Here is a 24,969-nt window from a genome sequence, read left to right on the forward strand (position 1 = left end):
TTATGTACTATTTGGTAAAAATTAACAATTTAGTCTCTTCTAGTTCTTCTAGATGAGTCACCATCGCTACTTCTTCTTGATCCACGTTCGTTACGAGGAGCTCTGTCAGATGATCTATCAGAAGAAGATCTATCAGATGAAGAAGATCTTCTCTCTCCACCTCTAAATCCTCCACCTTCAGATGATGATCTTCTGTCGTTACTACGACCTCCAGATCTATCAGATGATGAAGATCTTCTTTCTCCACCTCTAAATCCACCTTCAGATCTTCTTTCTCCACCTCTGAATCCTCCACCACTTCTACCACCTCCGCGGTTGTTGTGATCACGACGTCCACCACTACGGCCACCGTCATTATTAGAGATTTCAACATTCACACGACGTCCTTTGTACTCAAGACCGTTTAAGATCTCCATAACTTTGTCAGCGTGTTCAGCTTCAGTGTTGAAGAATGAGAACCCGTCCTTAACGTCAACTTTGAATAAGTCATCACGACCTAACTCTAAAGTATCACGTAAGAAATCTTTTAATGTCATCCAGTCTAAATCATCTTTAGCACCTAAGTTAACGAAGAAACGAACTGCACCATCAGTAGGTATTTCTTTCGAATTGTTTCTTCCGGCAGCTACGCTAGCCATTGTGTTAGAAGCTTTTTGGTAGTATTCTAAGAATCTGTTGAACTCTACAGAAACTACTTTTTTAATGATTTCTTCTTTGTCAAAGTCTTGTAATAATTCAGTGATAGCTGGTAAATAAGCTTCAATTTCATTATTAATTTCAACTTCTTTGATTTTGTTAGCTAAGTGGAATAATTGAATTTCACAGATCTCAATTCCAGATGGAACAGGCTTCTCTTCAAATTTGTTTTTGATGATACGCTCGATTTGTTGAATTTTTCTTAATTCACTCTTAGTAACGATAACCATAGATGTTCCAGATTTACCAGCACGTCCAGTACGTCCACTACGGTGAGTGTAAGTCTCGATTTCGTCAGGTAATTGGTAGTTTACTACGTGAGTAATATCATCTACGTCGATTCCACGTGCAGCAACGTCAGTTGCAACAAGCATTTGAATTTGTTTACCACGGAATGATTTCATTACAGCATCACGTTGAGCTTGTGATAAGTCACCGTGTAATGCAGCTGCGTTGTATCCATCCTCGATAAGTTTTTCAGCCACTGACTGAGTATCTCTTTTTGTTCTACAGAACACTACAGAGAAAATATCTGGATTTGCATCTGCTAAACGTTTAAGCGCTGGGTAGCGATCTCTAGCAGATACTAAATAGTATTCATGGCTTACATTTACGTTACCTTGGTTTTTGTGACCAACAGTAATCTCTTCTGGAGTTTTCATGAATTCTCTTGCGATACGCGCAACTTCTTGCGGCATTGTAGCAGAGAATAACCATGTGCTTTTTTCTTTTGGAGTATCAGATAAAATAGATGTGATATCCTCATAGAATCCCATGTTAAGCATTTCATCAGCCTCATCTAATATACAATATTGGATGTTTTTGATGTTAACCATACCGCGGTTAATCATGTCTTGCATTCTACCCGGTGTAGCTACAATGATTTGAGCTCCACGTTTTACGTCTTTAGCCTGTTCTGTTATGCTAGCACCCCCGTAAACAGCTACTGAGTGAAGTCCTTTTACATACTTCGAGTACTGTTTAATTTCGTTTGCGATTTGCAAACATAACTCTCTAGTCGGCGATAAGATAAGACCTTGTGTGTTCTTATTAGAAACGTCTATCTTTTGAATCAAAGGAAAACCAAAAGCTGCGGTTTTCCCAGTCCCCGTTTGGGCTAACGCAACAATGTCGGTATCTTTCTCTAATAGTAATGGAATAGCTTTCTGCTGGATCTCTGATGGATTTTCAAACCCCATATCCTTGATCGCAGATAAAAGAGATTCATTTAATCCTAATTGTTCGAAATTGTTCATATAAATATTAAAATAGCCGCAAATATACTACTATTCAGCTTACGATTGTAGTTATTGCATGTTTATTATTCAAAAATAATTTAAACCGTAATTTTAATCATTTTCCTTGAAGTATGTGTAATTGAGTTCTACCCTTGTAAATAGTAGTTTTGTAACTTGTATTGCTGATTATTAGGTAGTTCTTCTTCATTTTTAAGTAATGAAGTGACTTGTGAATACTATTTTTATTTAACACTATAAAAATATACCATATCCAACTAGTTCAGTCTTTTTAGAGAAAATATTCTCCTTTTTTTGTCATCTTGTGACTTTAAAACAGCGAAAAGCGTGCCGAAAAGGAAATGTCAGGTAAAATAATGTGTTTTTTTATAAAAAAAGAGCTGATTTGTAAAGTGAAGAGCAGTATTGAAGTTGATTACTGCTCTTATATATAGTTAGAGTTGTTATCCTTCTAATAAAAAGTCAACTAACTGACGTACTGCTTTTCCTCTATGGCTGATTGCATTCTTTGCGTCCATATCGATCTCTGCAAAAGACTTGTCCATACCGTCAGCAACAAAGATAGGGTCATAACCAAATCCTCCTGTACCTTGGCGTTCTTTTAAAATCTGTCCATCAATGATACCTGTGAAGAAGTGTGTCTCTGTATGTAGATTCAGACAAATCACAGTTTTGAAGTTTGCCTTTCTATTTTCTTCCTCTTTTAAAGTGTCTAGTAACTTGTCGATATTAGCATCATCACTTTTTTCTTCGCCTGCATATCTCGCAGAGTATACTCCAGGGGCTCCATCTAAAGCATCCACTTCTAAGCCTGAGTCATCAGCGAAACAGTCGTATCCATAGTGTCTCTTGATAAAGTCAGCTTTTAACTTTGCGTTTCCCTCTATTGTGTCAGCTGTCTCCGGAATGTCTATATTACATCCGATATCTTCTAGACTCAATATCTCTATGGTATCAGGTAGCTGATTTTTGATTTCTTTAATCTTGTTTTTATTATTTGATGCAAAGACTAATTTCATACGTGTTGTGTGTTAGCTTATATAGTTCCAAATAGTTGTTGAGCTATTCAGAAGGTTTAATTTGTTTTTGATTCTTTGGTTTTCAGGATCTTCTAGTGTAGGGTCTTCTTTTAATAGCTGTACAGCATTGTGCCTCGCATAGACCATAATATCTTGATCCTTGACGATATCTGCTATTTTTAGAGGAAGCGTACCACTCTGTTGTTTTCCCATAATGTCACCAGGACCGCGAAGCTTTAGATCGACTTCCGAAATCTCAAATCCATCATTAGTACGACACATGGTCTCCATTCTAATCTTAGAGTCATTACTTAGTTTGTCTCCTGTCATCAGGATACAGTAGCTCTGCTCTGCACCACGACCGACACGTCCTCTAAGCTGATGTAGCTGTGACAGCCCGAAGCGCTCTGCACTTTCGATAATCATCACAGAAGCATTCGGTACATTTACCCCAACCTCAATTACCGTAGTCGCGACCATAATATTAGTCTCGCCCTTGATGAATCGCTCCATCTCTCTGTCTTTCTCAGCGGGAGTCATCTGTCCGTGTACGATACTAACACTGTACTCAGGTAATGGGAAATCTCTAGAAATCCCCTCATAACCCTCCATTAGGTTTTTATAATCTAAGGTTTCGCTTTCGTCGATCAGAGGGTAGACGATATATACTTGTCTCCCTTTAGCTATTTCGGTCTTCAGGAAGTGCCATACGGCTAATCGCTTTCCTTCAAAATAGTGGTTGGTCTGTATCGGCTTACGCCCTGGAGGAAGCTCGTCGATCACAGAGATGTCCAAATCTCCGTATAAACTCATCGCAAGGGTACGCGGTATAGGCGTAGCAGTCATTACTAACACGTGCGGAGGTAGGGCATTCTTAAGCCAAAGCTTAGATCGCTGTTCTACTCCGAATCGGTGTTGCTCATCGATGATAGCCAATCCAAGGTTTTTAAAGATTACTTTATCTTCAAATAAGGCGTGTGTACCTATTAATATATGTAGTTCTCCCGACGCCAACTCTTCGTGCAGCACACGGCGGTCGGCAGTCTTGGTAGATCCTGTTAGTAGTTTGATATTTAAGCCTAGCGGTTTAGCTAGTTCTTGAATTCCAACAAAATGTTGGGTAGCTAAGATCTCAGTAGGAGCAACGATACAGGCTTGGAAGCCATTATCAAGAGCCAAAAGACACGTCATAAACGCAACAATCGTCTTACCTGATCCCACATCTCCCTGTAGTAGTCTGTTCATCTGAGCAGGAGCTCCCACATCGTTTCTGATCTCTTTTATTACTCTTTTTTGAGCACCCGTAAGCGGGAAGGGTAGGTGTTCCTTATAAAATGTATTGAAGTAATCACCAACATTTTCGAAAGGGTATCCTTTGATTTTATCTTTGCGAGCGATGTTCTTAATCAGCAATTGTAGCTGTACGTAGAACAATTCCTCAAACTTTAGTCTGAACTGTGCTTTGCCTAACATATCCGCACTCTTAGGAAAGTGGATATTGATTAGAGCTTCCTGCATAGAGATTAAGTTGAGTTTTCGCTTGAAGTCGTCTGATAAGGTATCTATAAATAAGGAGTGCGTCTCATTAATGAGTTGCATCATCATCTTGATAATCGCCTTATTTGATATCCTAGCACCAAATTTCTCAGTAGAAGGGTAGACCGCTTGCATAGATGTAGCGATGTTCTTCTGGTGATCTTCTAGTAAGTCTAGCTCGGGATGGGGCATCGAGAACGTATTGCTAAAACTATTTATCTTCCCGAAGGCAACATAAGGCGTGTTTAATTTTAGATTTTCTTGTATCCACTTATATCCCTGAAACCACACTAGCTCTACCTGTCCTGTGCCATCAGAGAAAGTAGCGACTAGGCGCTTGCCTCGTTTCTGTTCTACGGTCTTGATATGGATAATCTTCCCGATTATCTGCACCTCGCTGTTATTATTATAAAGTTCATTGATCTTATAATATTGCGTTCTGTCGATATATCGGTTAGGGTATAGGTGTAGTAGGTCTCTATAGGTGAATATACCTAGCTCACGCTTAAATATGTCAGCACGCTGTGGGCCAACTCCTTTAAGGTATTCGATAGGTGTATCAAGTAGATTCTTAGACATATTGTTTAAATAAATACGTGGCTAAGATACGAATTAGATGTCCTTTGGGCAATTAGGAAGTGTAAAATCAGGGTGATTTGCTATAGATTATAGCTTAAGTATGCTAAATCAGTATAGCTAGATTCAAAGTTGCTTCGCAATAAGGGTAAAAAAAGCGAGCCGAAGCTCGCTTAATTACTATTTTTTAGTTTTTGAAATCTCTTTTACTAAGATGTACTTGATAGACGATGCATCAGCAGGTACATTCTCAAGTTTCTCACGTTTGATCTCAACTACATATTCGTAACCTTCTTCGTAAGTAAATCCTTCGATACCAGTGTACATATTAGTCCACTCGTCAGAACCTTCTTCTTTAACTTGCATACATTTCATAGGTGCTACTCCTGTGCAGTCTACTAATTTAGAAGCGATAGTTAATGTTTGGTTTCCTAGAACTTCCTCAGGTGTTGCCTCAGTTGATTCTGTAGGAGTTGTTGTTTGTTCAGTTGTTTCTGCCACTGGAGTTTCAGTTTCTCCATCTTTCTTACAAGATGTAAATGCGAACCCTACTACTGCAGCTAATAATAAAATCTTTTTCATGATAATTGTGTTTTATTTAAACAAATATACGTAAAATATTGATTTAATGGTTGATAAATGTGAATTTAATTAGTATTTGGCGAATCCTGATTTTGGGTTTATGATTTCAAAGAGCGTAGGGGTAATGTTTTTTAGTTTAGTGTGTTAGGTTTTTTTAGATACTTGATCGTTGTTGTGCTAGTTGGTTTGTTAATAGGATTGATTAGTTTATACGATTGTAATTCACTGCAAATGTAGGGGGGATAAAAATGTTATTCTGAACAAAGGGAAATAAACGCCACTTTTTGCCTAAAAATGCCCAAAAAGACCTTTTTTTACCACTTTTAATTTATTTAATATGTTGATTATTAGTGTTTTGAGTGGTGTGAATTATGCTTTTGTTCGGAACGCCTGCGGAAGAGTTCAGTATTTCTTCGGAAAGAGCCCCCTTTTTCCGAAGAACTCCCGAAGCGTTCTACAACTCTTCCCGAACAAACCCTATCTTAAGGTGTTCTCAGGTCAGTGATAGCAAGGGATTAGAGAGGATCTATAAAAATTCAAATAAAACGGAAGGTTGTTATACTTGATATTAATTTTTAAAGTAGATAATCATCGTAAATGATGTTGTGCAAAGATAATAAATTTTGAGTTATCTTTATGAAGGTTAATAGGTTGTTTAAAAATAGTTGATAGATCAGAATTTATATGCTTTTACTGCATCAATAATATCTTCTTTAATAAATTCCCAATACTTTCCTCTTAGACAAATTGGATCAAAATCATCATCGGCAAGCTCGAAATTAGTTAGATTTTCCAAGATAATTTTTTCATTATGAGTATATGGATAACGCTGGAGATGTAGAGAAATCATAGTTGAAAGGTCATATAATGGAAGTAATTCATGTAAATCCCAAAAATCTTTTTTGCGACCTATACGTTGTACTACATCAATTTTCATTGCAATAATTTCTTCAATAGTTGCCATTATTATTTTATCTTTTATCAAAGGAGATTGTATAAAACTGTCAGTATAATATACATCTATTTTGACAACATTATCTTTATTCATACCTACACTGTATGATTTTCCTATAGCTGGATCAATATTTGAAAAATGCTGATGGTATGGAAATGTTTTTTCAATAAAGTTATCAATAGCTTTAAAATCAATAGATCCATAAGCTGCATCACTGAAAAGATCAATATCTACAGATAAGCGATGTCCCAATTGGAGACTTAATGCTGTACCACCAACCAAACGAAAAGATTCAAATACAGAAGATTCCATCAGAGTAGCTAGTGTACTTTTTAGTAGATGATTGACAGTGTTATAATACATCATAATTAGGACTCAGTTTGATGTAAATCGTTTATTGTATATGGCTTTCTTAGATTTGATTCTTGGAGAGCTTGCTCTATTTTATCAGTGCCATAAAAGCGAATAATTTCGTTTTTATCTTTTTCGTTTCCGCGTTCAAAAACACGTTGAATTACAGCTCTATATTGTCGGTTCCAATTTATATGTTGGATATCTGTGTCCCAAAATAATGCTTTACTCAGAATATTCAGATTAGGAGTATCTTGGCTTTCTTTTTCTTTGATTCTTTGAATATCATAATATGCCTGTAGTAGCACTAGCGTGCCTTCTTCTAACCCAAGCTCCCTCTCGATCTTCAATGCTAATGCAGTGCCAATACTTCTTTTTCCTTTGGTAATGGCATTAAGTGTTTGAGGGTGCTCTTCTAAAGATAAGGCAAAGGGGCGTTGCTTGATAGAACGTTTTTTTAATTCTCTATCAAGTACAATTCCAGGATGGATACCTTTATATTTTTCAAACTGCTTAATCATAATACAAATGTAAGCTTTTTTGTTTATATTTTTAGTGTTAAATCATTGTTGTTTAGTAAGTTGTTTTTTATGGATATAAAGTAGATATAGAAGTAAAGGTGATTTATAAAAATAAATTATTTATGGTTATCTTTATGAAACTTAAAAGTGAAGAGTTAGATTATGAGAACATTATACGATATCATTGTAGGGGAGTTAGGGATGACTGAGGATGATTATGATTATTTGGTAGAGCAGTGTGAGGTGTTGATGTTAGAGGATAAGTCAGTTGTTTTAGAGGAGGGGGGAGTATGTGAATTTATTGATTTTGTGGAGGAAGGAGTTTTGAGAATTTATCGTGAGAAAGATGGAGAGCAACTTATTAGTGATTTTCATACGGCGGGTTCGTTCTCTACTTCTTATCGAAGTTTTATCTCTAAAGAACCTAGTTTAGCGTCTATTCAAGTGTTGAAAAAATGTAAGGTGATGAGATTGTCTAAAGTAGCTTATGACAGATTATTAAACGAATTTCCGATATGGTACAAATTGGCTAAGTATATAGCTGATGAATTGTTTATCAAAAAGTGTGTAAAGGAAAATTCGCTCTTAATGGATTCAGCTTATGACCGCTATAAACTGCTACTAAAAACATATCCTATGATAGGTTTGTTTGTTGCACAATATCATATAGCGTCCTATTTAGGGATAAAACCAGAATCTCTTAGCCGTATTAAAAGTCTTAACATAGGTCAAGGAAATTAATGAATGCCTAAATTATATTTGTCTGTATAATTAGTAATATAACAATGAAGACAGATAATTTAGAGGATAAAAAGGGGACAGTATGTGCCCTGTCAGGTATCAAGACCAATAAAGGGGAATTAAATAGAGCGATAGTCTCTTCACATTATGTGGTGGGAGAGGTGAGTATTGCCACTGTAGATGATGCAAATGAAGAAGTACATACTTCGGAAGTGTTTTTTGAGGCAGGGAGTAGGACACATTGGCATAGTCATCCGGCTACGCAGATAGTGATAGGAAAAGAAGGTAAGGGGTACATTCAGAGTCGTGGGGATCTTCCTATCATGGTTTTACCTGGTGACGTTGTAGTTATTCCACCTAATGAGATTCACTGCCACATAGCAGGAGCTCATTCCGTTTTTACGCATATTGCGATACAGATAGAAGATGATTTGGGCAATGTAGAAAGAGCATTAACTCAAGCAGAGTATGATTTGATAATTAAAATTGACTAGATATGCCATTAGTTAGAATTAGTTTGAGAAAAGATCTTCCTGATTGTACTAAGAGTACAGTGTCTGAGATTATCCATCGTGCGTTGATTAAAGAATTTAGAATTCCTGAGAACGACTACTTTCATATCATAGAAGAGTTAGAACCTCGACAACTGATATATCCTAAAGAATATCTTGGGATTGTGCACAGTGATCAGCTTGTTTTCATTCAAATAATAGCAGGATTAGGACGTACTGTAACTCAAAAACGAGCTTTGTATGCCGAAGTTGCGAAAGGTATATCTGAGGAAACGATTATAAGAAGTGAGGATGTAATCATCACATTAATTGAGAATGATGGATATGCTAATTGGTCCTTTGGCAATGGAGAATCACAGAAACCTACGCATATTTAGAGACAATGTTAGTTTTGTAATATATATTTAAGAATGGGAAAAACATATACAAAGGGAGGAGAGGTTGTAGCTATTCCTTTATATAAGATAGGTTATGTACTTTATGGGAATTATGAGGGTAAAGACTCAGTTGTAAGGATAACTAATTTATATGAGGGTGTTTGTAAATATTAAAATGTGTGTTTGTGGTATTATTATATGGATGTTGTATAAATAGAATTATTAAGACTATTTATAAGAGAGAATAAGCTTAATTAATTTATGGAATAAACATGATAGATTTAGTTGAAATTTTAAATGATTATCACAAGGATCAATTGGAATACTTTGTTGAAAGTGGTATTATAAATGCTTTGTTGTTAATACGTGAATGGGATGTAATGAATGATGAGGATAAAGTAAAAAAGCGTATCGAATTATTGATATATTATAAGATGCATTTTAATTCTACTGAGAGAGAAATTAAGGAAAGAAAATATGAAGAATCAGTAATTAATTTATCTAAATTAATTATTAAATTTTTAAATAAGCTAGATAAATGTTCAAATGAAATTCATAGAATTGGAGTTATGCTTTATTGTGAGTTGCAAAGTTTAAATAATAATTATTCTTATAGAATAATTAATCATGTACCTTTTTCTATTTTAGAGGATTTAAAAGGAAAGTTAACTAATCTAGATGAATTTAATAATCATATGTTAGATGAATTGTTTTCTTGTTATAAAGAGATGTATAAGTTATTTCTCCAAAAACCTTATGATGTCAAGGAATGAATAAAATAGTTGTCTATAAAATTCTTTAAGTTCTTTAAAAGAGAATCACTACAAGACATAAAAAAAGCTTCACTTATAAGTGAAGCTTTAAAAATAGTGGGCGATGAGGGATTCGAACCCCCGACCCTCTCGGTGTAAACGAGATGCTCTGAACCAACTGAGCTAATCGCCCTAAACAGGAGTGCAAATATAAAACGGTTTTTTAATAATTGCAATACTTGCCTAGATTATTTTTGAACTTTTTCTATATCGTAGATTTGGATTCTCTCAGGGTAGTTGATTACCTTGATTAGAATGTTTTCGTTTTTAGCATTTCTACCTAGGATCACATATAGTTTTCCTTTTTCGAAGTCGATATTACTTTCAGAGAAATTAACGTCTCCGTATTTAAAAGATTTGTGGACATCATCATTAGTCACCCATCCTTCTTGGAATTTGGCTTCTACTGTCTTAGAGAAAGTAACTGGCTTGCTTCTCAAGTCTTTTAGTACTCTACAGTTAGGTAAATAACAGAACTCTGTCTTCTTCTCTCCAAAGAAGAAAAATAAGAATAATCCACCAATTAATAGTCCGAATAAATAATATGCTAAACGCTGTGAAAACTTCATTTTGTAAAATATTTACGCAAAAATAGCAATTCGAGATTGTAAAACTAAAGTTTTATCAAAACTTTAAATCTACGACAAGGCTATTGTCTTTGTGAAGTTAAAAAGTGAACAAGTGTATGTCTTTAAAGTCAAGGTCAAACCACTCGGCTACATTTCGATTCGTCACAAGTCCTTTATAGCTGTATATTCCTGATTTGATGACGCTTTCGCAGTTGACAGTTCCATCTAGATCTCCGCTATCTGTATATTCTAATAGGAGAGGAGTGATGATATTACTCAATGCCATAGATGCTGTGCGGCTATATCTAGAAGTAATATTAGGTACGCAGTAGTGTACGACCCCATTCTTTATAAAAGTAGGATGATCATGTGTGGTTAGTTCTGAAGTCTCAAAACATCCCCCAGTATCAATAGACACGTCAATAATAACAGCCCCTTTTTTCATATTCTCAACCATCGTGTCACTGACTACGATAGGTGCTCTGTTCTTTCCTCTAATCGCACCGATAGCAACATCACATCTCATTAGGGCTTTTAGTAGAATTTTCTCTTGTATAGTAGAAGTAGAGATGCGCTGAGGCAAGTTATTCTGTAGTCTGCGTAGTTTTTGGATAGAGTTGTCAAATACTCTGACGTTAGCTCCCATTCCCATAGCTGTACGTGCGGCATTCTCAGCGACTAGACCTGCTCCAAGGATAACTACTTCTGTAGGAGTAACCCCTGTAATATTACCAAATAATAAACCTTTACCATTATTAGTAGTAGTCATTAGTTCGGACGCGATTAAGATAGAGGCAGTACCTGCTATCTCGCTTAATGCGCTCACTGCAGGATAGGTACCGTGCTCATCGTGGATAAAGTCAAAGCCGATGGCAGATATCTTCTTTTTAGACAAGGTCTCGAAGTACTTTCTAGTCAGTGTTTTTAGTTGGACAGTAGACCATACTACGGTATAAGGAGCCATTAGTTTAATCTCCTCAAGAGTAGGTGGAGCTACCTTCACGATAACAGGACAGCTAAATATCTTCTTGGTATCCGTGGTTATTTCTGCACCTGCTTTACTGTAATCTAAGTCAGAATAACTAGCAGCTTCACCCGCTCCTTTTTCAATCAATATCCTGTGTCCATAAGTACTAAGTGTCTGTACCGCCTCAGGGGTAATACAGATTCTCTTCTCGATAAGAATATTCTCTTTAGGAACACCTATAAAAAGATCACTTCTCTTGCGTTCTACCATTAGACATTCCTCTTGAGGAATAAGGTCTTTCATTGAAAAAGGAGTTAGTGTCGCCATGCTGTTATTATTTATTGTTTAACGTAAGTTTTCTGTCGCCGTTCTCTAGGATTTTGATCTCTATAATAGCGTGCTCATCAGGGATGATATTAGGTGTCTTCTCAGGCCACTCTATAAAGCACCATTGATCTGAGTATAGGTATTCATCCATCCCCATGTCATAAGCTTCCTCCTCGTGATTTAATCTATATAAATCGAAGTGGTACACCTTATCTTTAGATAGGGTAGAGTGGTACTCGTTAACAATAGAAAAAGTAGGGCTACTAGTCATATCCTCTACACCTAGTTGTTTACTAATTTCTTTAATAAGTGTGGTTTTTCCTGCACCCATTTCGGCATTAAACAAGACAATACGGTGTTTTAACTTGCTTAATACTTCAGAAGCTACTTCATTTATCTGATTTAGAGAAAAAACTATTTCAGTCATTTTTATACTTTGGGGTTTAATATTATAAATGGTACGATCATTTCTTCTAACGAAATACCACCGTGCTGATAGGTATTTCTAAAATACGCAGCATAATAGTTGAAATTATTTTGGTAGGCTAAGAAGAAATCACTTTTTGCAAAAATATAAGAACTACTTACATTAATATTAGGTAGCTGTACTTTTTTTGGTTCTTTAACATAGTACACATCTTTTGGCTCAAAAGTCAAACTCTTACCTGTTTTATATCTTAGGTTTAAACTTGTGTTTTTATCTCCGATAACTTTAGACGGGTTCTTACAATTAATAGTACCGTGATCTGTCGTGATGATTAGCTTATATCCTAGTGCCTGTGCCTGCTGAATGATTTCAAACAAAGGCGAGTTTTTAAACCAACTCACTGTCAGAGAGCGGTAAGCCTTATCATTAGAAGCAAGTTCTTTAATAACCTCCATCTCAGTCTTCGCATGCGATAACATATCTACGAAGTTATAAACTAGTGTGATTAATTTGTTGTCTTTTAGAGATTTAAAATTGTCTGCTAGTTTTCTACCTTCTCTTAGGTTCGTTATTTTAAAGTATTCATTCTTGATATTTAGACGCAATCTCTGAAGTTGGTGTTGTAAGAACTCATTTTCAAACAAGTTTTTACCTCCTTCATCCGTGTCGTTCTTCCAATACTGAGGCAGCTGTTCTGACATCTCAAGAGGTGTCATTCCTGAGAAAATAGCGTTACGAGCGTACTGTGTAGCTGTAGGTAAGATAGAGAAGAAGCTGTTCTCTGCTTCTACTTTATAGTGATTAGTCACGATAGATTCAAAGGCTCTCCATTGGTCATATCTCAAGTTATCAATCACAACAAACAGTATCTTAGAATCCTCTTTCTTTAGTTCAGGAGCAACCCATTTTCTGAATATTTGGTGAGAGAATACAGGACTATCTTCAGGATTGTTAATCCAAGATTCGTAATTCTTCTCTACGAACTTCCCAAATAGGCTGTTGGCTTCTGTCTTTTGGGAATCAAGGATGTTAAATAGGTTTTGATCCTCTATGTTTTCAAGGTTCTGTTCCCAGTATAATAATTTTCTATAAATAGAGATCCAGTCCTCATAATCTCTCGCTTGCATAAGATCCATAGAGATGTTTCTAAACTCTTTTTGGTAACTAAGAGAAGATTTCTCAGAGATTAGACGCGAATCATCTAGGTTCTTCTTAAGTGACAGCAAGATTTGGTTAGGATTAACAGGCTTGATTAGATAATCTGATATTTTAGCACCGATAGCCTCCTCCATAATATATTCTTCTTCACTTTTAGTGATCATTATAATAGGAGTGTTGCTCTTAATGGCTTTAATTTCGTTTAGCGTCTCTAAACCAGAAAGACCAGGCATATTCTCATCAAGGAAAACAATGTCGTATTGGTTCTCTTTAAATTGTTCGATAGCATCCTGCCCATTGGTACAAGTGCTCACGATATAGTCTTTTTTTTCTAGAAATAAGATGTGTGGTTTTAATAAATCCACTTCATCATCTACCCAAAGTATATGAATTTTGTTCATTTTAGTTGTTTTAGTTGTACCCTTTATTGATAGAAATGTTCAAAAAGAGTTATTCGTTTAAAATAGTATTGATAAATATAGGAATGAATTTCCGTATTACAATAGTTAACGATATTTTTGTGATTGTATTATAAAAAATTATAAATGTATTTTTCGTTTATCATTCCTGTTTACAATCGCCCTGATGAGGTGGATGAATTGCTAGAGAGTTTATCAAAGCAAACGTATAAGCAGGATTTCGAAGTTGTAATAGTAGAAGATGGTTCTAAAGAAGATTCGCGTGCTATCGTGAGTAAATACGAAGACCGATTACAAGTGTCCTATTATTATAAGAGTAATTCTGGTCCTGGTGCATCGCGTAACTATGGTATGGAGCGCGCTAAGGGAGATTACTTTATTATCTTAGATTCTGACTGTATCATTCCTCCAGACTATCTGACTATCGTCGATCAGTATTTAACGAAAGAGTATGTGGACTGCTTCGGTGGGCCTGATGCGGCGTTAGCTAGCTTTAGCGATGTGCAGAAGGCGATAAACTATGCGATGACATCTGTGTTAACGACAGGAGGGATTAGGGGGGCTAGTGAACGCATCGGTAAGTTTCAACCGAGAAGTTTCAATATGGGGCTATCTAAGAAAGCATTCCTAGCAAGTGGAGGATATGGCAAGGTGCATCCTGGTGAAGATCCTGACTTAACAATCAGACTGTGGAATCTAGGATACGACACCCAATTATTTAGTAAAGCATATGTCTATCACAAAAGAAGGATAGACTGGAGTAAGTTTCGCACACAAGTGAATAAGTTTGGCAAGGCGCGTCCGATCTTGAATCAACGATATCCAGAAACTGCCAAGTTGACTTATTGGTTTCCAACAGTATTTATGGCAGGCTTATTGTGTAGTGTTTTATTGACATATTATACATTTGGTTTTATTTTATGTTATTTACTTTATTTTTTATTGGTTTTTATAGGATGTTTTATAAAAGAGCGTAATTTTAAGATAAGTTTATTAGCAGTTGTGGCAATTTTTATTCAATTTTACGGCTATGGTACGGGGTTCTTAAAATCGAACTATATTCTATTCGTAAAAAAACAAAAAGCAGAAGAGGGTATGCCCGAGATGTTTTTTAAATAATAAAGAGATATGGCACTAATCGTAGGATTAACTGGGGGTATCGGCAGTGGGAAGACTACTGTGGCTAAGATGTTTGAAGAGAGTGGGATACCTATTTATATCGCTGATGATAGAGCTAGGCAGATTATGGATCGCAAAGATGTTGTTAACGCTGTGCAATCTATCTTTAAAGAAGACGTTAAAATAGGAGAGGTATTAGATCGAAAGAAAATCAGAGAAATAGTCTTTGATAATAAGGATCTTTTAACGCAATTAAATAACATCGTTCATCCTGAAGTTAAGAAGGATTTTGAAGAGTGGAAGGTGGCAAATGACGCTTCGCCATTCGTTATTAAGGAAAGTGCAGTCCTTTTTGAGAACAAATTGCATACACAGTGTGATTTGGTTATCTTAGTGACAGCGCCAGAAGAAATACGTATAAAACGAGTGATGGAGCGGGATAAGGTGTCTTATGATAATGTAAAAAGTATTATAAGTAACCAAATGCAGGATTCTGACAAAATACCACTAAGTGATTATGTTATTATTAATATTAATAAACATTTGGTAAATAAAGAGGTGAAAATGATAATTAATGATATAATATTCAAAATTTAAACATTTATCATCGTTAATTTTATGTTAATCGCCGTGTAGAGTATTTTTTTTAATGTTAATTTTGAAAAAATAATGAGTAAGGTCAATTTTCGACTTTTAGTAGGAATAATGAGTTTTTCTCTTATAGGGATAATCGTTGTTCAGATGTACTGGATTGTAAGCTCTTATAGAAATAATGAAGAGCAGTTTAAATACCACGTACAGCAGGTATTAGGAAATATCGGTAGTGGACTTCAACAGAATGAAGCTACGGAGTTCTATCGTATGTATAATCAACTTAAGGATAGTATAGGTACGCCACCTAAACAGAGCGAGTTGAAACAGTACTATATAGTAGAGCGAAACCCTACTACTAATGAGCAAATCGTTTATTCGAATATTCTAGTCTTAGAAGACTATAATATAAAGAGTTCGTTCTTTGATAAGAAAGCAGATAGCTTGAAAGTCAAAAGTTTCGTGTCAAAACGAAAAACAGAGATTTATAAAGGAGATGATTTTGATAGAAATAATCTTAAACAAAACTATCCTGATGAAGTAATAGAACAGTCTGGTAATCTAGATGTCTTAGATAAAGCGCAGTTTGATATTTATTTTAAAGATATCGTAGCGTTAAGAAGTATAGATGAAAGGGTTTCTAAAACTAAGTTAAGGGAGTTGTTAGAACAAGAGCTTAAACTATATGGTGTAAATGCTAAGTTTGAGTTTGGGATCTACAACAAGGGGTTGTCAACAAAAATAAAGTCTGAGGATTTTATCTATGAAGAAGGGTCTACTTATGGTGTGCCTATCTTCACAGATAATGAGAATAGAAGTAAGTATCAGCTATACATTACTTTTCCAGAGAAGAGTAAGTATTTATTCTCTTCTTTGATCGGGATAACATTGTTATCAGTGTTATTTACGATTGTTATTATCGCTGCTTATTTGAATGCAATTAATCAGTTGATAAAACAGAAGCAAATCTCAGAGATCAAGACGGATTTTATTAATAATATGACGCATGAGTTTAAGACACCTATAGCTACTATTAATTTAGCTTTAGATGCTATTAAAAATCCAAAAGTTATAAATGACCCTGAGAAGGTAGAACGATATCTAAGGATGATTCGCGAGGAAAATAAGAGGATGCATGCGCAGGTCGAAAATGTGTTGCAAATCTCAAAGTTAGAAAGACGTGAGTTTAATGTAGATAAGTCTACGATGGATGTGCATGAGATTATTGAGAATGCAGTAGACCACGTAGGATTAATCGTTCAAGATCGAGGGGGAGAAATAAATTTACATCTAGATGCTCGCAGAAGTGATGTCTTAGGAAACGATTTTCATTTCACGAGTGTTATAGTAAATATCTTAGATAATGCTGTAAAGTATTCGATAGATGTTCCTATTATAGATGTGTACACTGAGAATGTGAAGGATTTTATATTAATTAAGATTCAGGATCACGGGGTGGGAATGAGTAAACAAGCTCAAAAAAGAATCTTTGACAAGTTTTACAGAGAACACACTGGTGATTTACACAATGTAAAGGGGCATGGCTTGGGGCTAGCTTACGTACAGCAGATCGTAGAAGTACACAATTCGCAAGTGTATGTAGAAAGCGAAAAGGGGAAGGGTAGTACCTTCATTATTAAAATGCCATTAATAAATTAAACAATATGGAAACAACAAACAACAAAAAGATTTTATTAGTAGAAGATGATCCAAATTTCGGAGCAATCTTAAAAGACTATTTAGCCATCAATGATTTCGAAGTTACTTTAGCTAAAAACGGAATGGAAGGATTCGAAAAATTCAAAAGGGATACTTTTGATTTATGTATCCTAGATGTTATGATGCCTTATAAAGATGGATTTACTCTAGCCAAGGAGATCCGCGATAAAAACAAAGAGGTGCCTATCATTTTCCTTACAGCCAAGTCAATGAAAGAGGATGTCCTAAAAGGATACAAAGTAGGAGCAGATGACTACTTAAATAAGCCATTCGATTCTGAAGTATTATTAATGAAAATCAAAGCGATTATTCACAGAAAATCGTCAGAGGTTAAAACTGATAACACGAAGTTCGAATTCCAAATTGGTAAATTCCATTTAAACTCTAAGTTAAGATTCTTAACTTTCGGTAATGATGAGCCAATAAAACTTTCTCCAAAAGAAAATGAATTGTTAAAAATGTTAGCGATTTATGAGAATGATTTAATGCCAAGAGAAGTTGCATTAACTAAGATTTGGAGAGATGATAACTATTTCACTTCACGTAGTATGGATGTTTACATCGCTAAATTAAGAAAGTATCTTAAATTAGATGAGAATGTAGAAATCTTAAACATTCACGGAGAAGGATTTAGACTTGTAGTGAAAGAAAAAGAAGAAAATAATTAAGATTATTAGCCAAGAAAAAGGGAAGCATTTGCTTCCCTTTTTTTATATCTATAATTTAGATTATCCTTTTTTAGGACTAATTATTTTGACATCTTGAAAAGCTATTGCTCCTCTTACGATACTTAAAATAACGTCATATAAGGCGTTTATTATCTGAAGTTTTAGTTCGTTATCTGTGTAGATTAAACTTATCTCACGAGCCGGTTTCGGATCTGCAAACTGCAGTAAGTTCTTCTTGTCATCCGCACTTAGAGAAAGTGTGTGTAGGTAAGGTAATAGCGTATATCCTAAGCCTTCTTTTGAAAGGTTAATCAACGTCTCAAAACTACCACTTTGCAACTTAAAGTTCTTGTTTTCACTCGCTAGCTTATTGTTGCAAATATTGATTATTCCATCTCTAAAACAATGTCCATCCTGAAGAAGTAATAACTTTCTCAAATCAAGATCATCTTGCTTTAATTCTGCTCCCATATCTTGTCTGAACATAGGTGGTATGTATCCTACGAAAGGCTCATAGAATAGAACTCTCTCTTTGATATCTGATTCATGAAGTGGAGTAGCTACTATAGCAGCGTCTAAATAACCATTGCGAAGTTTCTGTATAATCTCCTCTGTAGTGTATTCTTCTATGATTAGGTTAACCTTACTGTGTTTGTTTAAGAAAGTCTTTAAAAACATAGGTAACAGGGTAGGAGCGATGGTAGGGATCATCCCTAGCTTAAACTCTCCACCAATAAACCCTTTTTCTAAATCAATTAGATCCTTGATTCTGTCAGATTCGTTTACTATTTTCTTCGCTTGCTGGATAATGACCTGTCCTATTGTCGTTGGCTGAATAGGTTTGGTACTACGATCAAATATCTGTACATCTAGTTCATCTTCAAGCTTTTGAATTTGCATACTCAGCGTAGGCTGTGTCACGAAAGTCTTCTCTGCTGCAAGAGTGAAGTTCTTATGCTCTGCAACAGCTAATACATATATTAATTGTGTAATCGTCATTTGTATTCGATATTTTGTCTAAGTTAGGCAAAATAACGCATATACTTTTTATTCGTAATCTATTTTTTCAAGCTCCTTGTAGTTTTTCATTAGTTTCTTAATCAAGAATCCATAAACTACCTTGTAGTATAACCATAATAATCCTAAGAATACAACGCAAATAACGATGACTACTCCAATGCTAATTAGTGCAGTACCAAGTGTTAGTTTGTCATTTACCGTTAAAATATCAATTAGCATAATGATAAATGCAATGATAAAAACGGTAAGATTAGTATAGATATAATAGTTGACAGCCTTCTTCGTTCTTAATATTCTTGTCATCAACGTATGTGTAGAGGAAGCAACACTTATCTTTCTGTAGTTAAGATAGAAGATGATGATAAATATAATAGAAATACCAAATGACAACCAATCTAGGTTCTCAATCATAAATCTATATACAGGCCCTCCATTTTCTTTTGAGTCATCTGAAATAAAGAAGTAACTAAAACAGTTTAATACTAAGAATTCTATAATACTGATTATAAAGATCCACATCACAATAGAAGAGGACTTCTTGTGAATCATTTTATGGATTTCTTCTGTTGAAATCTTCGGAAACTGCTGGTCGTTATTCCAGTGTTTTTTTAATAAATCTAACTCCTTCATGATCTTATGCGTCTATGGATTTAATATTTTCTTTAGTTTGGTCTTAATTCTATTCATTTTTACTCTGGCGTTGACCTCGCTAATCCCTAATGTCTCAGCTATTTCTTCGTAGTCCTTGTCTTCTAAATACATAAATACTAATGCTTTTTCTATGTCATTTAGTTGTTGTAATGCCTTGTACATTAGTTTTAACTGTTCTTCTTCCTGGTAGTTATATTCTGTATATTCAAATTTACAAAATGAGCTATCATAAGGAATAGTATTCACCTCACGTGTTTTTTTGCGGTAAAGGGATATAGCAGTGTTTAGGCCGATTCGATAAGCCCAAGTGGAGAATTTAGAATCTCCTCTAAACTTGGGATAAGCATGCCAAAGCTGAATAGATATCTCTTGAAACAAGTCTTTATGCGCAGCCTCGTCTATCGCATATAAGCGACATACCTTATGGATAAGATTTTGATTCTTATCTAAAAGTGCTACGAATTCTTGTTCAAGATGTTTATTCATACCTATAGGTAGTCAAAAAGTATTATTTGTTACAACCATTGTGAAAATAATTATAACAAATAATACTTGAGTGGTAAATAAGCTGTTATTTACTTAATTGCTGTTTGATTAATTCTTGTAGATTATTATCTAGATGATTAATGTTTATCACAGTGCCTTCTTGGTCTAAGACGAATACTGTAGGGATATTTTTCACTCCGTACTTCTGTTGTATCTCATAGACATTAGCGATGTGTAGCCAGTCTAGTTTTTCCTTTTTGATAGATTCTGTCCATTCTTCATTTTCTTCATCTAAAGCAATACTAAAGATAGCAAGACCTTGATCTTTAAACTCTTCGTGTAATGCTTTAATTACAGGAAGCGTCTCATGACAAGATGGACACCATGGAGCCCAAAAGTGAACTAAAGTTACTTTACCTAAGTTTCTGTAAAGTGTAAGTAATCTACCATCTGGATCTTCACCCATCACATCGATCGCTTTGTCACCTACTTTGACTAAAGTATCCATGTCAGGAGCTACAGCTGATGTTTCGATTAACTTCTTAATAGCAAGTCCAATATTAGAATACTTAACATCATCTTTATATCGATTATAATATGTCTTAGCTTCTTTAATATCTATGTTTTTGTTGTCTAATCGTTGGTATAAGATAACAGCTGAAGTATAAGTATCGCTATAATCTCTTAACTGATTAGTGATGATATCATTGATTTGACTAATATATACTTTAAATTCAGAAGAAAGTCTCTCTAGTACCTCCTGATCATTATCTGTAATAGCTTTAGTCAGAACCTCTTGATTCGCATCTCTGTATTGATTAGCCTCTTTTTGTACCTTTTTTATACTGTTATGAAAGGCATTTAATTGATTGTTGTTTTTCGTACCAGTAGCAGATGTACCTAGTTCATTATCATAATCGTAAGTAAAACTAATCACTCCATCTTCTAGTACTACTAGCTCAGTGACATCTTTAGATAGTTCTAATAAAGCGTAAGTAGGGTAGAGTGTATTCCCTTTAAACTCGAAGTTATTATTCTTTAATTTAGTAGAGTCTATCGCAGTAAAACCACCTGTATTAGGGTCTAATACTTTAAGATAGATCATATCACCTTGTGGAATATTTTTTGTATTTCCTTTTAGAACGAAGCCCTTCTCTTTTACAGTGAAATTCATTAGTAACAGGGCAAGTATCAGTAAAGGCAGTGTTCTCATTATCGGTTAATTTATTGAAATTTTCAGAAAATAAATATAGTGAATTATGTTTGTTTAAAAGTATAGAATTTAGAATAAAAAAAAGGGTTATAGATGACTCTATAACCCTTTAGGATAAAATTAATTATCTATATTATTTCAATAACTCAGCTACTTTAGCTTCAAGTTTCTTACCTCTTAAGTTTTTAGCGATTACCACACCATTAGCATCTAGAAGATAAGTAGCAGGTATAGCGCGTACTTCATACATCTGAGCGATAGGCTCTTCCCAGAACTTTAAGTTAGAGATATGGTTCCAAGTCAAATTGTCTTTTGCAATTGCCTCTACCCATTTGTCTTTATCTTTATCTAGAGAAACACCGATGATGTTTAATCCTTTGTCATGATATTTAGCGTATAATGCTACTACATTAGGATTCTCAGCTCTACATGGTCCACACCATGAAGCCCAGAAGTCAATGATTGTTAACTTACCTAAACTTTCTTTTAGAGAAATCTCTTTTCCTTCAGGAGAATTAGCAGCGAAGTCTGGAGCTTTATCTCCGATCTTTACTTTAGCATCTGGGATAGCGTCTATAGCTGTTTTGAATGCTTTACCTACTGAAGTTTGTTTTAATGCTTCGTCGAACTTAGCGTATTTTTCTTGTAATTCTTCTTTGATGTATTGATTTGTATTTCCAGCTACATAAGTAAGTGTAGTGAAGCTACTAGGGTTTTTATCAAGGAATCCTTCTACATACTCATCATATTTCTCAGCTAAAGCCATATATCCACCGATGATAGCATCTTTCTTAGCTTGATCTTTATTCTCATTAGCTGTTTTGTATGCTTCTTGATTATCTCCTTGGTATTGGTAGATTGCTTTTTCTAATTCAGCTACTTTCTTAGTGAATGTAGTGTATTCATCGTTGTTTTTTGTTCCTGTTACAGCGCTATTTTCTGCTTTTGCAACATCATATTGAACGACGATATTTCCATTCTCTAAAACGAAAGGAAGTCTTCCCTCTTGTTTAGCGAAGCTAATAAAGTTTTGATCTAACTGAGGAGCTTCTCCTTTGAATGTAAATGCGTTCCCTTTAATCTCTGTAGAATCAATAGCAACAGGTGTTCCTGTAGCGATATCTATCTTCTCGATATATACTTTAGTTCCATCTGCAAGACCTTTAGTCTCACCTGTGATAGTGTAGCCTGTAGCTTCCTTGTTACATGATGCTAAGATAGCAACAGCTCCAAGTACTGTTAAGAATTTTTTCATTTATGGTTTTTATTTATGGTTTTATAATGTTTGTTGTCTAAGATGATGTAAACAAATATACTTAAAAAAGGATATAAAATTAAAATCCTGTGAAAAATGCTATAAGACTTTAAACTCTTAGGAAGTATTTAAGGCTATAGTTTAATGAATTGGATTAAAAGCATTATCCATCCTATAACCATACACAATCCACCAAGTGGTGTAATCGGTCCTAGTACTTTAATCTTTTTCTTAAATGTAGCACTTAGTACTAATCCATAGATACTAAATGAGAATAAGAACACACCTATAATGATGATATTAATAGCATTTTTGATATGTAGTTCTGCAGGCATTATTCCTAATACAAGAAGAACGATAGCGTGATACATTTGATATTTTACACCTACTTCGAAACTTTCTAATCGCTCAGTAGTCATGTGTTTTTTTAAGGCGTGAGCACCAAAGGCTCCAAATATGATGGCAAGCGAACCGTAGATAGTTCCTGCTATTAGCGCTGTAGTATTTACTATTTCCATGTTGTTAATTAAATGTGAGTTGTCCTAGTATTTCTTCTGACATAAACGGACCTCCAGGATATCGGGCAGTATAATCTAGATTTAACCATATCTGTCCACGTTCGTCTATGTGATAATGTATCTCTTTTCCTCTACTTTCTTCTACGAAGAGCACTTCTTTTATCAAGTAGATTACTTGCTCTAAGTCTCCTTTATTTGGGATAAGCATCTCCGGATACATATGTTCTTTCGTATGTATTAAGCGAGGTGTACCACCTATCGCTCTGATTAATCCCGCCATTAAGACAGAGTAGTCATCACAGTCACCCGAGAAGTGCTGTAGTGATTCTGAAGCAGTAGCAATATACTCTCGACCCTTAGGATCATTGACATAATTCCACTTTGTACGTACTTCTTTAAATATAGCTAACGATTGGATGATTTGTCTATACTGATGTGCATTAGGTACATTAGTAAAATACTTACGTGTAGTCGCTAATGCATAATTTCTCACGATAGGCTTATCATATTCTATAGCAGTGATAATCTTATTTTTATTGGGAAATGGCAGTAGCTTAGAGATAATAATATCTTGTGGTTTTGGGTCTTCTGCCATGGCGTATATCATCACTCGATAGTCGTCGATTACAGCCTCATAGCCATACCCACCGAATATAGTTCCCCCTACCAAGACTAATAAGTAGGTAGCTATAAGGATATTAAGCACAAGTTTCATCTTCTGTAATAGAAACTGTAGAATACCCACGATAGATAAGAATAGAATGATACGATCTAGCTGATATGGCCAGTTCGGATCATCTATATTCTGATGAATAATGATAAATATTGGGATGGTAATAAGTATGTTAAGTATAAGCACGATAATGTTATCCCAAGGTTTTGGGACTCTTAAATACTTAAGCCATTTTTTATCAGCAGGTTTTTTAGCTAATTCGGGAGTGCTATTCATCTCAGTTTATACTCAAAACTATATTATAAAACGATGTCATGGTAACTAATAGTATTCGAGATGATACTTAAATCTATTAATTGTTTTTGTACTTTAGTAAAGTGTCTTTCAGATAGTTGTCTTTGAGACCATTGCGTCATTCCTATCCATTCTCTGATGTCTTCTATCTCTATGTCAAACTTAGTAGCTAAAGTACGATCTATAGAAGGTATCATCTTGAATTCCTCCGTTGTTGTATTGATACACTCTAATAAGTTTGTTATTAATCCTTTATGCTTAGCTAAGAACTCATTATTCGCTACTATCACAAATGATGGCCATGGAGTAGGGCAGTCCCCTAATCTTCTAAAGACACCTTTATCTACGATAGGTTTAGTCATAAAATGCTCCCACATAAAGTAGTCTGCTTCTCCCTCAGTAAGTGATTTTACAGCATTATCAAGTGTATTGACGATCACAAATTCTAGTTTAGTGATGTCCCAATTCATCTTCTGGGCATGTACGATAGCCATCAGGTGAGAGCCTGAACCATATCTGCTAATCGCGATGCGCTTACCCTCTAGATCTTCTACTTTAGTGAATGGAGAATGATGTGCTACGTGGATTCCCCATTGTAGAGGAGAGGCTACATATTCTTGTATAATAGTGGAAGGGTTACCTTCAGAGATGTCTTTTATGATCCCTTCAGTTAGGATTACAGCTAAGTCAGTTTCCTTATCTCTTAGCATTTGACACATCTTACCAGTTCCTTCTGGAATATCAGTCCATTGCAAATTAATGCCAATTTCCTCAAATTCACCATTTTCGATGCACATCTGCCATGGAAAGTTAAAGTGCTCTGGTACCCCTATTATATTTACGTTTGCCATTTTAAATCTTGCTACATTTTTGTGCTAAGATAATAAAATGAGCCTTGAATTATACATTAAAATAAGAGTAAAGCAAAAAAAAACTCTACATCAAAAAGAGTAGAGTTTTT

The 24,969-nt window shown here is 35.0% G+C and carries 26 protein-coding genes and 1 tRNA gene; 8 read left to right on the forward strand and 19 right to left on the reverse strand.

Annotated elements, in window-relative coordinates; translation table 11 throughout:
• Nucleotides 1-29: 29 nt before the first annotated feature.
• From CF599_RS10260 to CF599_RS10285, 6 genes are all read right to left on the reverse strand, one after another.
• Entirely contained in the window at nt 30-1,952 is a 1,923-nt protein-coding gene (locus tag CF599_RS10260; RefSeq protein ID WP_121965943.1) for a DEAD/DEAH box helicase, read from the reverse strand.
• Between the two features lie 443 nt (nt 1,953-2,395).
• A complete protein-coding gene (locus CF599_RS10265; protein WP_121965944.1) occupies nt 2,396-2,971 on the reverse strand; it encodes a non-canonical purine NTP diphosphatase in 576 nt (191 codons plus the stop codon).
• A 12-nt stretch (nt 2,972-2,983) separates the two neighbouring features.
• Nucleotides 2,984-5,086: an ATP-dependent DNA helicase RecG gene (gene recG / locus CF599_RS10270; RefSeq protein WP_121965945.1), complete on the reverse strand. Its 2,103-nt coding sequence runs from the start codon at nt 5,084-5,086 to the stop codon at nt 2,984-2,986.
• 177 nt (nt 5,087-5,263) lie between these two features.
• Nucleotides 5,264-5,665, reverse strand: a complete 402-nt coding sequence (locus CF599_RS10275; RefSeq protein ID WP_121965946.1) for a DUF4377 domain-containing protein — start codon at nt 5,663-5,665, stop codon at nt 5,264-5,266.
• A gap of 673 nt (nt 5,666-6,338) precedes the next feature.
• Complete coding sequence (locus CF599_RS10280) at nt 6,339-6,986, reverse strand: nucleotidyl transferase AbiEii/AbiGii toxin family protein (RefSeq protein WP_121965947.1); 648 nt, start codon at nt 6,984-6,986, stop codon at nt 6,339-6,341.
• A gap of 2 nt (nt 6,987-6,988) precedes the next feature.
• Nucleotides 6,989-7,492, reverse strand: a complete 504-nt coding sequence (locus CF599_RS10285) for a helix-turn-helix domain-containing protein (protein ID WP_121965948.1) — start codon at nt 7,490-7,492, stop codon at nt 6,989-6,991.
• A gap of 162 nt (nt 7,493-7,654) precedes the next feature.
• Between CF599_RS10285 and CF599_RS10290 the strand changes: the two genes are divergently transcribed.
• From CF599_RS10290 to CF599_RS10305, 4 genes are all read left to right on the forward strand, one after another.
• Nucleotides 7,655-8,233 carry a Crp/Fnr family transcriptional regulator gene (locus tag CF599_RS10290; RefSeq protein ID WP_121965949.1) on the forward strand — a complete coding sequence of 193 codons (579 nt, stop codon included), beginning with the start codon at nt 7,655-7,657 and terminating at the stop codon, nt 8,231-8,233.
• A gap of 44 nt (nt 8,234-8,277) precedes the next feature.
• A complete protein-coding gene (locus CF599_RS10295; RefSeq protein WP_121965950.1) occupies nt 8,278-8,727 on the forward strand; it encodes a cupin domain-containing protein in 450 nt (149 codons plus the stop codon).
• A 2-nt stretch (nt 8,728-8,729) separates the two neighbouring features.
• The gene (locus CF599_RS10300) at nt 8,730-9,122 is read left to right on the forward strand and encodes a tautomerase family protein (RefSeq protein WP_121965951.1); all 393 of its coding nucleotides are present in this window, start codon (nt 8,730-8,732) and stop codon (nt 9,120-9,122) included.
• A 272-nt stretch (nt 9,123-9,394) separates the two neighbouring features.
• Nucleotides 9,395-9,895 carry a hypothetical protein gene (locus tag CF599_RS10305; protein ID WP_121965952.1) on the forward strand — a complete coding sequence of 167 codons (501 nt, stop codon included), beginning with the start codon at nt 9,395-9,397 and terminating at the stop codon, nt 9,893-9,895.
• Nucleotides 9,896-9,992: 97 nt separating this feature from the next.
• On the opposite strand, the gene CF599_RS10310 is transcribed toward CF599_RS10305, so the two are convergent.
• From CF599_RS10310 to CF599_RS10330, 5 genes are all read right to left on the reverse strand, one after another.
• Nucleotides 9,993-10,067, reverse strand: a tRNA-Val gene (locus tag CF599_RS10310).
• Nucleotides 10,068-10,122: 55 nt separating this feature from the next.
• Nucleotides 10,123-10,503: a DUF4258 domain-containing protein gene (locus CF599_RS10315; RefSeq protein ID WP_121965953.1), complete on the reverse strand. Its 381-nt coding sequence runs from the start codon at nt 10,501-10,503 to the stop codon at nt 10,123-10,125.
• A 97-nt stretch (nt 10,504-10,600) separates the two neighbouring features.
• Entirely contained in the window at nt 10,601-11,797 is a 1,197-nt protein-coding gene (locus tag CF599_RS10320) for an alanine dehydrogenase (RefSeq protein WP_121965954.1), read from the reverse strand.
• Nucleotides 11,798-11,804: 7 nt separating this feature from the next.
• On the reverse strand, nt 11,805-12,224 hold the full coding sequence (tsaE, locus tag CF599_RS10325; protein WP_121965955.1) for a tRNA (adenosine(37)-N6)-threonylcarbamoyltransferase complex ATPase subunit type 1 TsaE: 420 nt from the start codon (nt 12,222-12,224) through the stop codon (nt 11,805-11,807).
• A 2-nt stretch (nt 12,225-12,226) separates the two neighbouring features.
• On the reverse strand, nt 12,227-13,783 hold the full coding sequence (locus tag CF599_RS10330; protein ID WP_121965956.1) for a PglZ domain-containing protein: 1,557 nt from the start codon (nt 13,781-13,783) through the stop codon (nt 12,227-12,229).
• 144 nt (nt 13,784-13,927) lie between these two features.
• On the opposite strand from CF599_RS10330, the gene CF599_RS10335 reads away from it, so the two are divergent.
• From CF599_RS10335 to CF599_RS10350, 4 genes are all read left to right on the forward strand, one after another.
• Nucleotides 13,928-14,920: a glycosyltransferase family 2 protein gene (locus tag CF599_RS10335; RefSeq protein ID WP_121965957.1), complete on the forward strand. Its 993-nt coding sequence runs from the start codon at nt 13,928-13,930 to the stop codon at nt 14,918-14,920.
• A 9-nt stretch (nt 14,921-14,929) separates the two neighbouring features.
• Complete coding sequence (gene coaE / locus CF599_RS10340; protein WP_121965958.1) at nt 14,930-15,517, forward strand: dephospho-CoA kinase; 588 nt, start codon at nt 14,930-14,932, stop codon at nt 15,515-15,517.
• A 144-nt stretch (nt 15,518-15,661) separates the two neighbouring features.
• A complete protein-coding gene (locus CF599_RS10345) occupies nt 15,662-17,170 on the forward strand; it encodes a sensor histidine kinase KdpD (RefSeq protein ID WP_121966000.1) in 1,509 nt (502 codons plus the stop codon).
• Nucleotides 17,171-17,175: 5 nt separating this feature from the next.
• Nucleotides 17,176-17,898, forward strand: a complete 723-nt coding sequence (locus tag CF599_RS10350; RefSeq protein ID WP_121965959.1) for a response regulator transcription factor — start codon at nt 17,176-17,178, stop codon at nt 17,896-17,898.
• 60 nt (nt 17,899-17,958) lie between these two features.
• Here CF599_RS10350 and CF599_RS10355 read toward each other — a convergent pair whose 3' ends face one another.
• The 8 genes from CF599_RS10355 to CF599_RS10390 all read right to left on the reverse strand — a co-directional run bounded on the left by CF599_RS10355 (nt 17,959) and on the right by CF599_RS10390 (nt 24,859).
• Nucleotides 17,959-18,897: a LysR family transcriptional regulator gene (locus CF599_RS10355; protein ID WP_121965960.1), complete on the reverse strand. Its 939-nt coding sequence runs from the start codon at nt 18,895-18,897 to the stop codon at nt 17,959-17,961.
• A gap of 48 nt (nt 18,898-18,945) precedes the next feature.
• A complete protein-coding gene (locus CF599_RS10360; RefSeq protein WP_121965961.1) occupies nt 18,946-19,548 on the reverse strand; it encodes a hypothetical protein in 603 nt (200 codons plus the stop codon).
• Nucleotides 19,549-19,560: 12 nt separating this feature from the next.
• Nucleotides 19,561-20,055 (reverse strand): RNA polymerase sigma factor, encoded by a 495-nt coding sequence (locus CF599_RS10365; RefSeq protein ID WP_121965962.1) that lies wholly within the window; start codon nt 20,053-20,055, stop codon nt 19,561-19,563.
• 85 nt (nt 20,056-20,140) lie between these two features.
• Complete coding sequence (locus CF599_RS10370) at nt 20,141-21,268, reverse strand: TlpA disulfide reductase family protein (protein WP_121965963.1); 1,128 nt, start codon at nt 21,266-21,268, stop codon at nt 20,141-20,143.
• A 133-nt stretch (nt 21,269-21,401) separates the two neighbouring features.
• A complete protein-coding gene (locus tag CF599_RS10375; RefSeq protein ID WP_121965964.1) occupies nt 21,402-22,523 on the reverse strand; it encodes a TlpA disulfide reductase family protein in 1,122 nt (373 codons plus the stop codon).
• A gap of 134 nt (nt 22,524-22,657) precedes the next feature.
• Complete coding sequence (locus CF599_RS10380) at nt 22,658-23,041, reverse strand: DUF423 domain-containing protein (protein WP_121965965.1); 384 nt, start codon at nt 23,039-23,041, stop codon at nt 22,658-22,660.
• Nucleotides 23,042-23,045: 4 nt separating this feature from the next.
• Entirely contained in the window at nt 23,046-23,990 is a 945-nt protein-coding gene (locus CF599_RS10385) for a transglutaminase domain-containing protein (protein WP_121965966.1), read from the reverse strand.
• Between the two features lie 23 nt (nt 23,991-24,013).
• Nucleotides 24,014-24,859, reverse strand: a complete 846-nt coding sequence (locus CF599_RS10390; protein ID WP_121965967.1) for a substrate-binding domain-containing protein — start codon at nt 24,857-24,859, stop codon at nt 24,014-24,016.
• Nucleotides 24,860-24,969: the final 110 nt, after the last annotated feature.

Source organism: Myroides sp. N17-2 (assembly GCF_002286775.1).
Classification (GTDB): Bacteria; Bacteroidota; Bacteroidia; order Flavobacteriales; family Flavobacteriaceae; genus Flavobacterium.

What these genes read in the sequence shown, in the direction of transcription:
- CF599_RS10260 (WP_121965943.1), bottom strand. Translation starts at nt 1,952, where the DNA reads ATGAACAATTTCGAACAATTAGGATTAAATGAATCTCTTTTATCTGCG.
- CF599_RS10265 (WP_121965944.1), bottom strand. Translation starts at nt 2,971, where the DNA reads ATGAAATTAGTCTTTGCATCAAATAATAAAAACAAGATTAAAGAAATC.
- recG (WP_121965945.1), bottom strand. Translation starts at nt 5,086, where the DNA reads ATGTCTAAGAATCTACTTGATACACCTATCGAATACCTTAAAGGAGTT.
- CF599_RS10275 (WP_121965946.1), bottom strand. Translation starts at nt 5,665, where the DNA reads ATGAAAAAGATTTTATTATTAGCTGCAGTAGTAGGGTTCGCATTTACA.
- CF599_RS10280 (WP_121965947.1), bottom strand. Translation starts at nt 6,986, where the DNA reads ATGATGTATTATAACACTGTCAATCATCTACTAAAAAGTACACTAGCT.
- CF599_RS10285 (WP_121965948.1), bottom strand. Translation starts at nt 7,492, where the DNA reads ATGATTAAGCAGTTTGAAAAATATAAAGGTATCCATCCTGGAATTGTA.
- CF599_RS10290 (WP_121965949.1), top strand. Translation starts at nt 7,655, where the DNA reads ATGAGAACATTATACGATATCATTGTAGGGGAGTTAGGGATGACTGAG.
- CF599_RS10295 (WP_121965950.1), top strand. Translation starts at nt 8,278, where the DNA reads ATGAAGACAGATAATTTAGAGGATAAAAAGGGGACAGTATGTGCCCTG.
- CF599_RS10300 (WP_121965951.1), top strand. Translation starts at nt 8,730, where the DNA reads ATGCCATTAGTTAGAATTAGTTTGAGAAAAGATCTTCCTGATTGTACT.
- CF599_RS10305 (WP_121965952.1), top strand. Translation starts at nt 9,395, where the DNA reads ATGATAGATTTAGTTGAAATTTTAAATGATTATCACAAGGATCAATTG.
- CF599_RS10315 (WP_121965953.1), bottom strand. Translation starts at nt 10,503, where the DNA reads ATGAAGTTTTCACAGCGTTTAGCATATTATTTATTCGGACTATTAATT.
- CF599_RS10320 (WP_121965954.1), bottom strand. Translation starts at nt 11,797, where the DNA reads ATGGCGACACTAACTCCTTTTTCAATGAAAGACCTTATTCCTCAAGAG.
- tsaE (WP_121965955.1), bottom strand. Translation starts at nt 12,224, where the DNA reads ATGACTGAAATAGTTTTTTCTCTAAATCAGATAAATGAAGTAGCTTCT.
- CF599_RS10330 (WP_121965956.1), bottom strand. Translation starts at nt 13,783, where the DNA reads ATGAACAAAATTCATATACTTTGGGTAGATGATGAAGTGGATTTATTA.
- CF599_RS10335 (WP_121965957.1), top strand. Translation starts at nt 13,928, where the DNA reads ATGTATTTTTCGTTTATCATTCCTGTTTACAATCGCCCTGATGAGGTG.
- coaE (WP_121965958.1), top strand. Translation starts at nt 14,930, where the DNA reads ATGGCACTAATCGTAGGATTAACTGGGGGTATCGGCAGTGGGAAGACT.
- CF599_RS10345 (WP_121966000.1), top strand. Translation starts at nt 15,662, where the DNA reads ATGTACTGGATTGTAAGCTCTTATAGAAATAATGAAGAGCAGTTTAAA.
- CF599_RS10350 (WP_121965959.1), top strand. Translation starts at nt 17,176, where the DNA reads ATGGAAACAACAAACAACAAAAAGATTTTATTAGTAGAAGATGATCCA.
- CF599_RS10355 (WP_121965960.1), bottom strand. Translation starts at nt 18,897, where the DNA reads ATGACGATTACACAATTAATATATGTATTAGCTGTTGCAGAGCATAAG.
- CF599_RS10360 (WP_121965961.1), bottom strand. Translation starts at nt 19,548, where the DNA reads ATGAAGGAGTTAGATTTATTAAAAAAACACTGGAATAACGACCAGCAG.
- CF599_RS10365 (WP_121965962.1), bottom strand. Translation starts at nt 20,055, where the DNA reads ATGAATAAACATCTTGAACAAGAATTCGTAGCACTTTTAGATAAGAAT.
- CF599_RS10370 (WP_121965963.1), bottom strand. Translation starts at nt 21,268, where the DNA reads ATGAGAACACTGCCTTTACTGATACTTGCCCTGTTACTAATGAATTTC.
- CF599_RS10375 (WP_121965964.1), bottom strand. Translation starts at nt 22,523, where the DNA reads ATGAAAAAATTCTTAACAGTACTTGGAGCTGTTGCTATCTTAGCATCA.
- CF599_RS10380 (WP_121965965.1), bottom strand. Translation starts at nt 23,041, where the DNA reads ATGGAAATAGTAAATACTACAGCGCTAATAGCAGGAACTATCTACGGT.
- CF599_RS10385 (WP_121965966.1), bottom strand. Translation starts at nt 23,990, where the DNA reads ATGAATAGCACTCCCGAATTAGCTAAAAAACCTGCTGATAAAAAATGG.
- CF599_RS10390 (WP_121965967.1), bottom strand. Translation starts at nt 24,859, where the DNA reads ATGGCAAACGTAAATATAATAGGGGTACCAGAGCACTTTAACTTTCCA.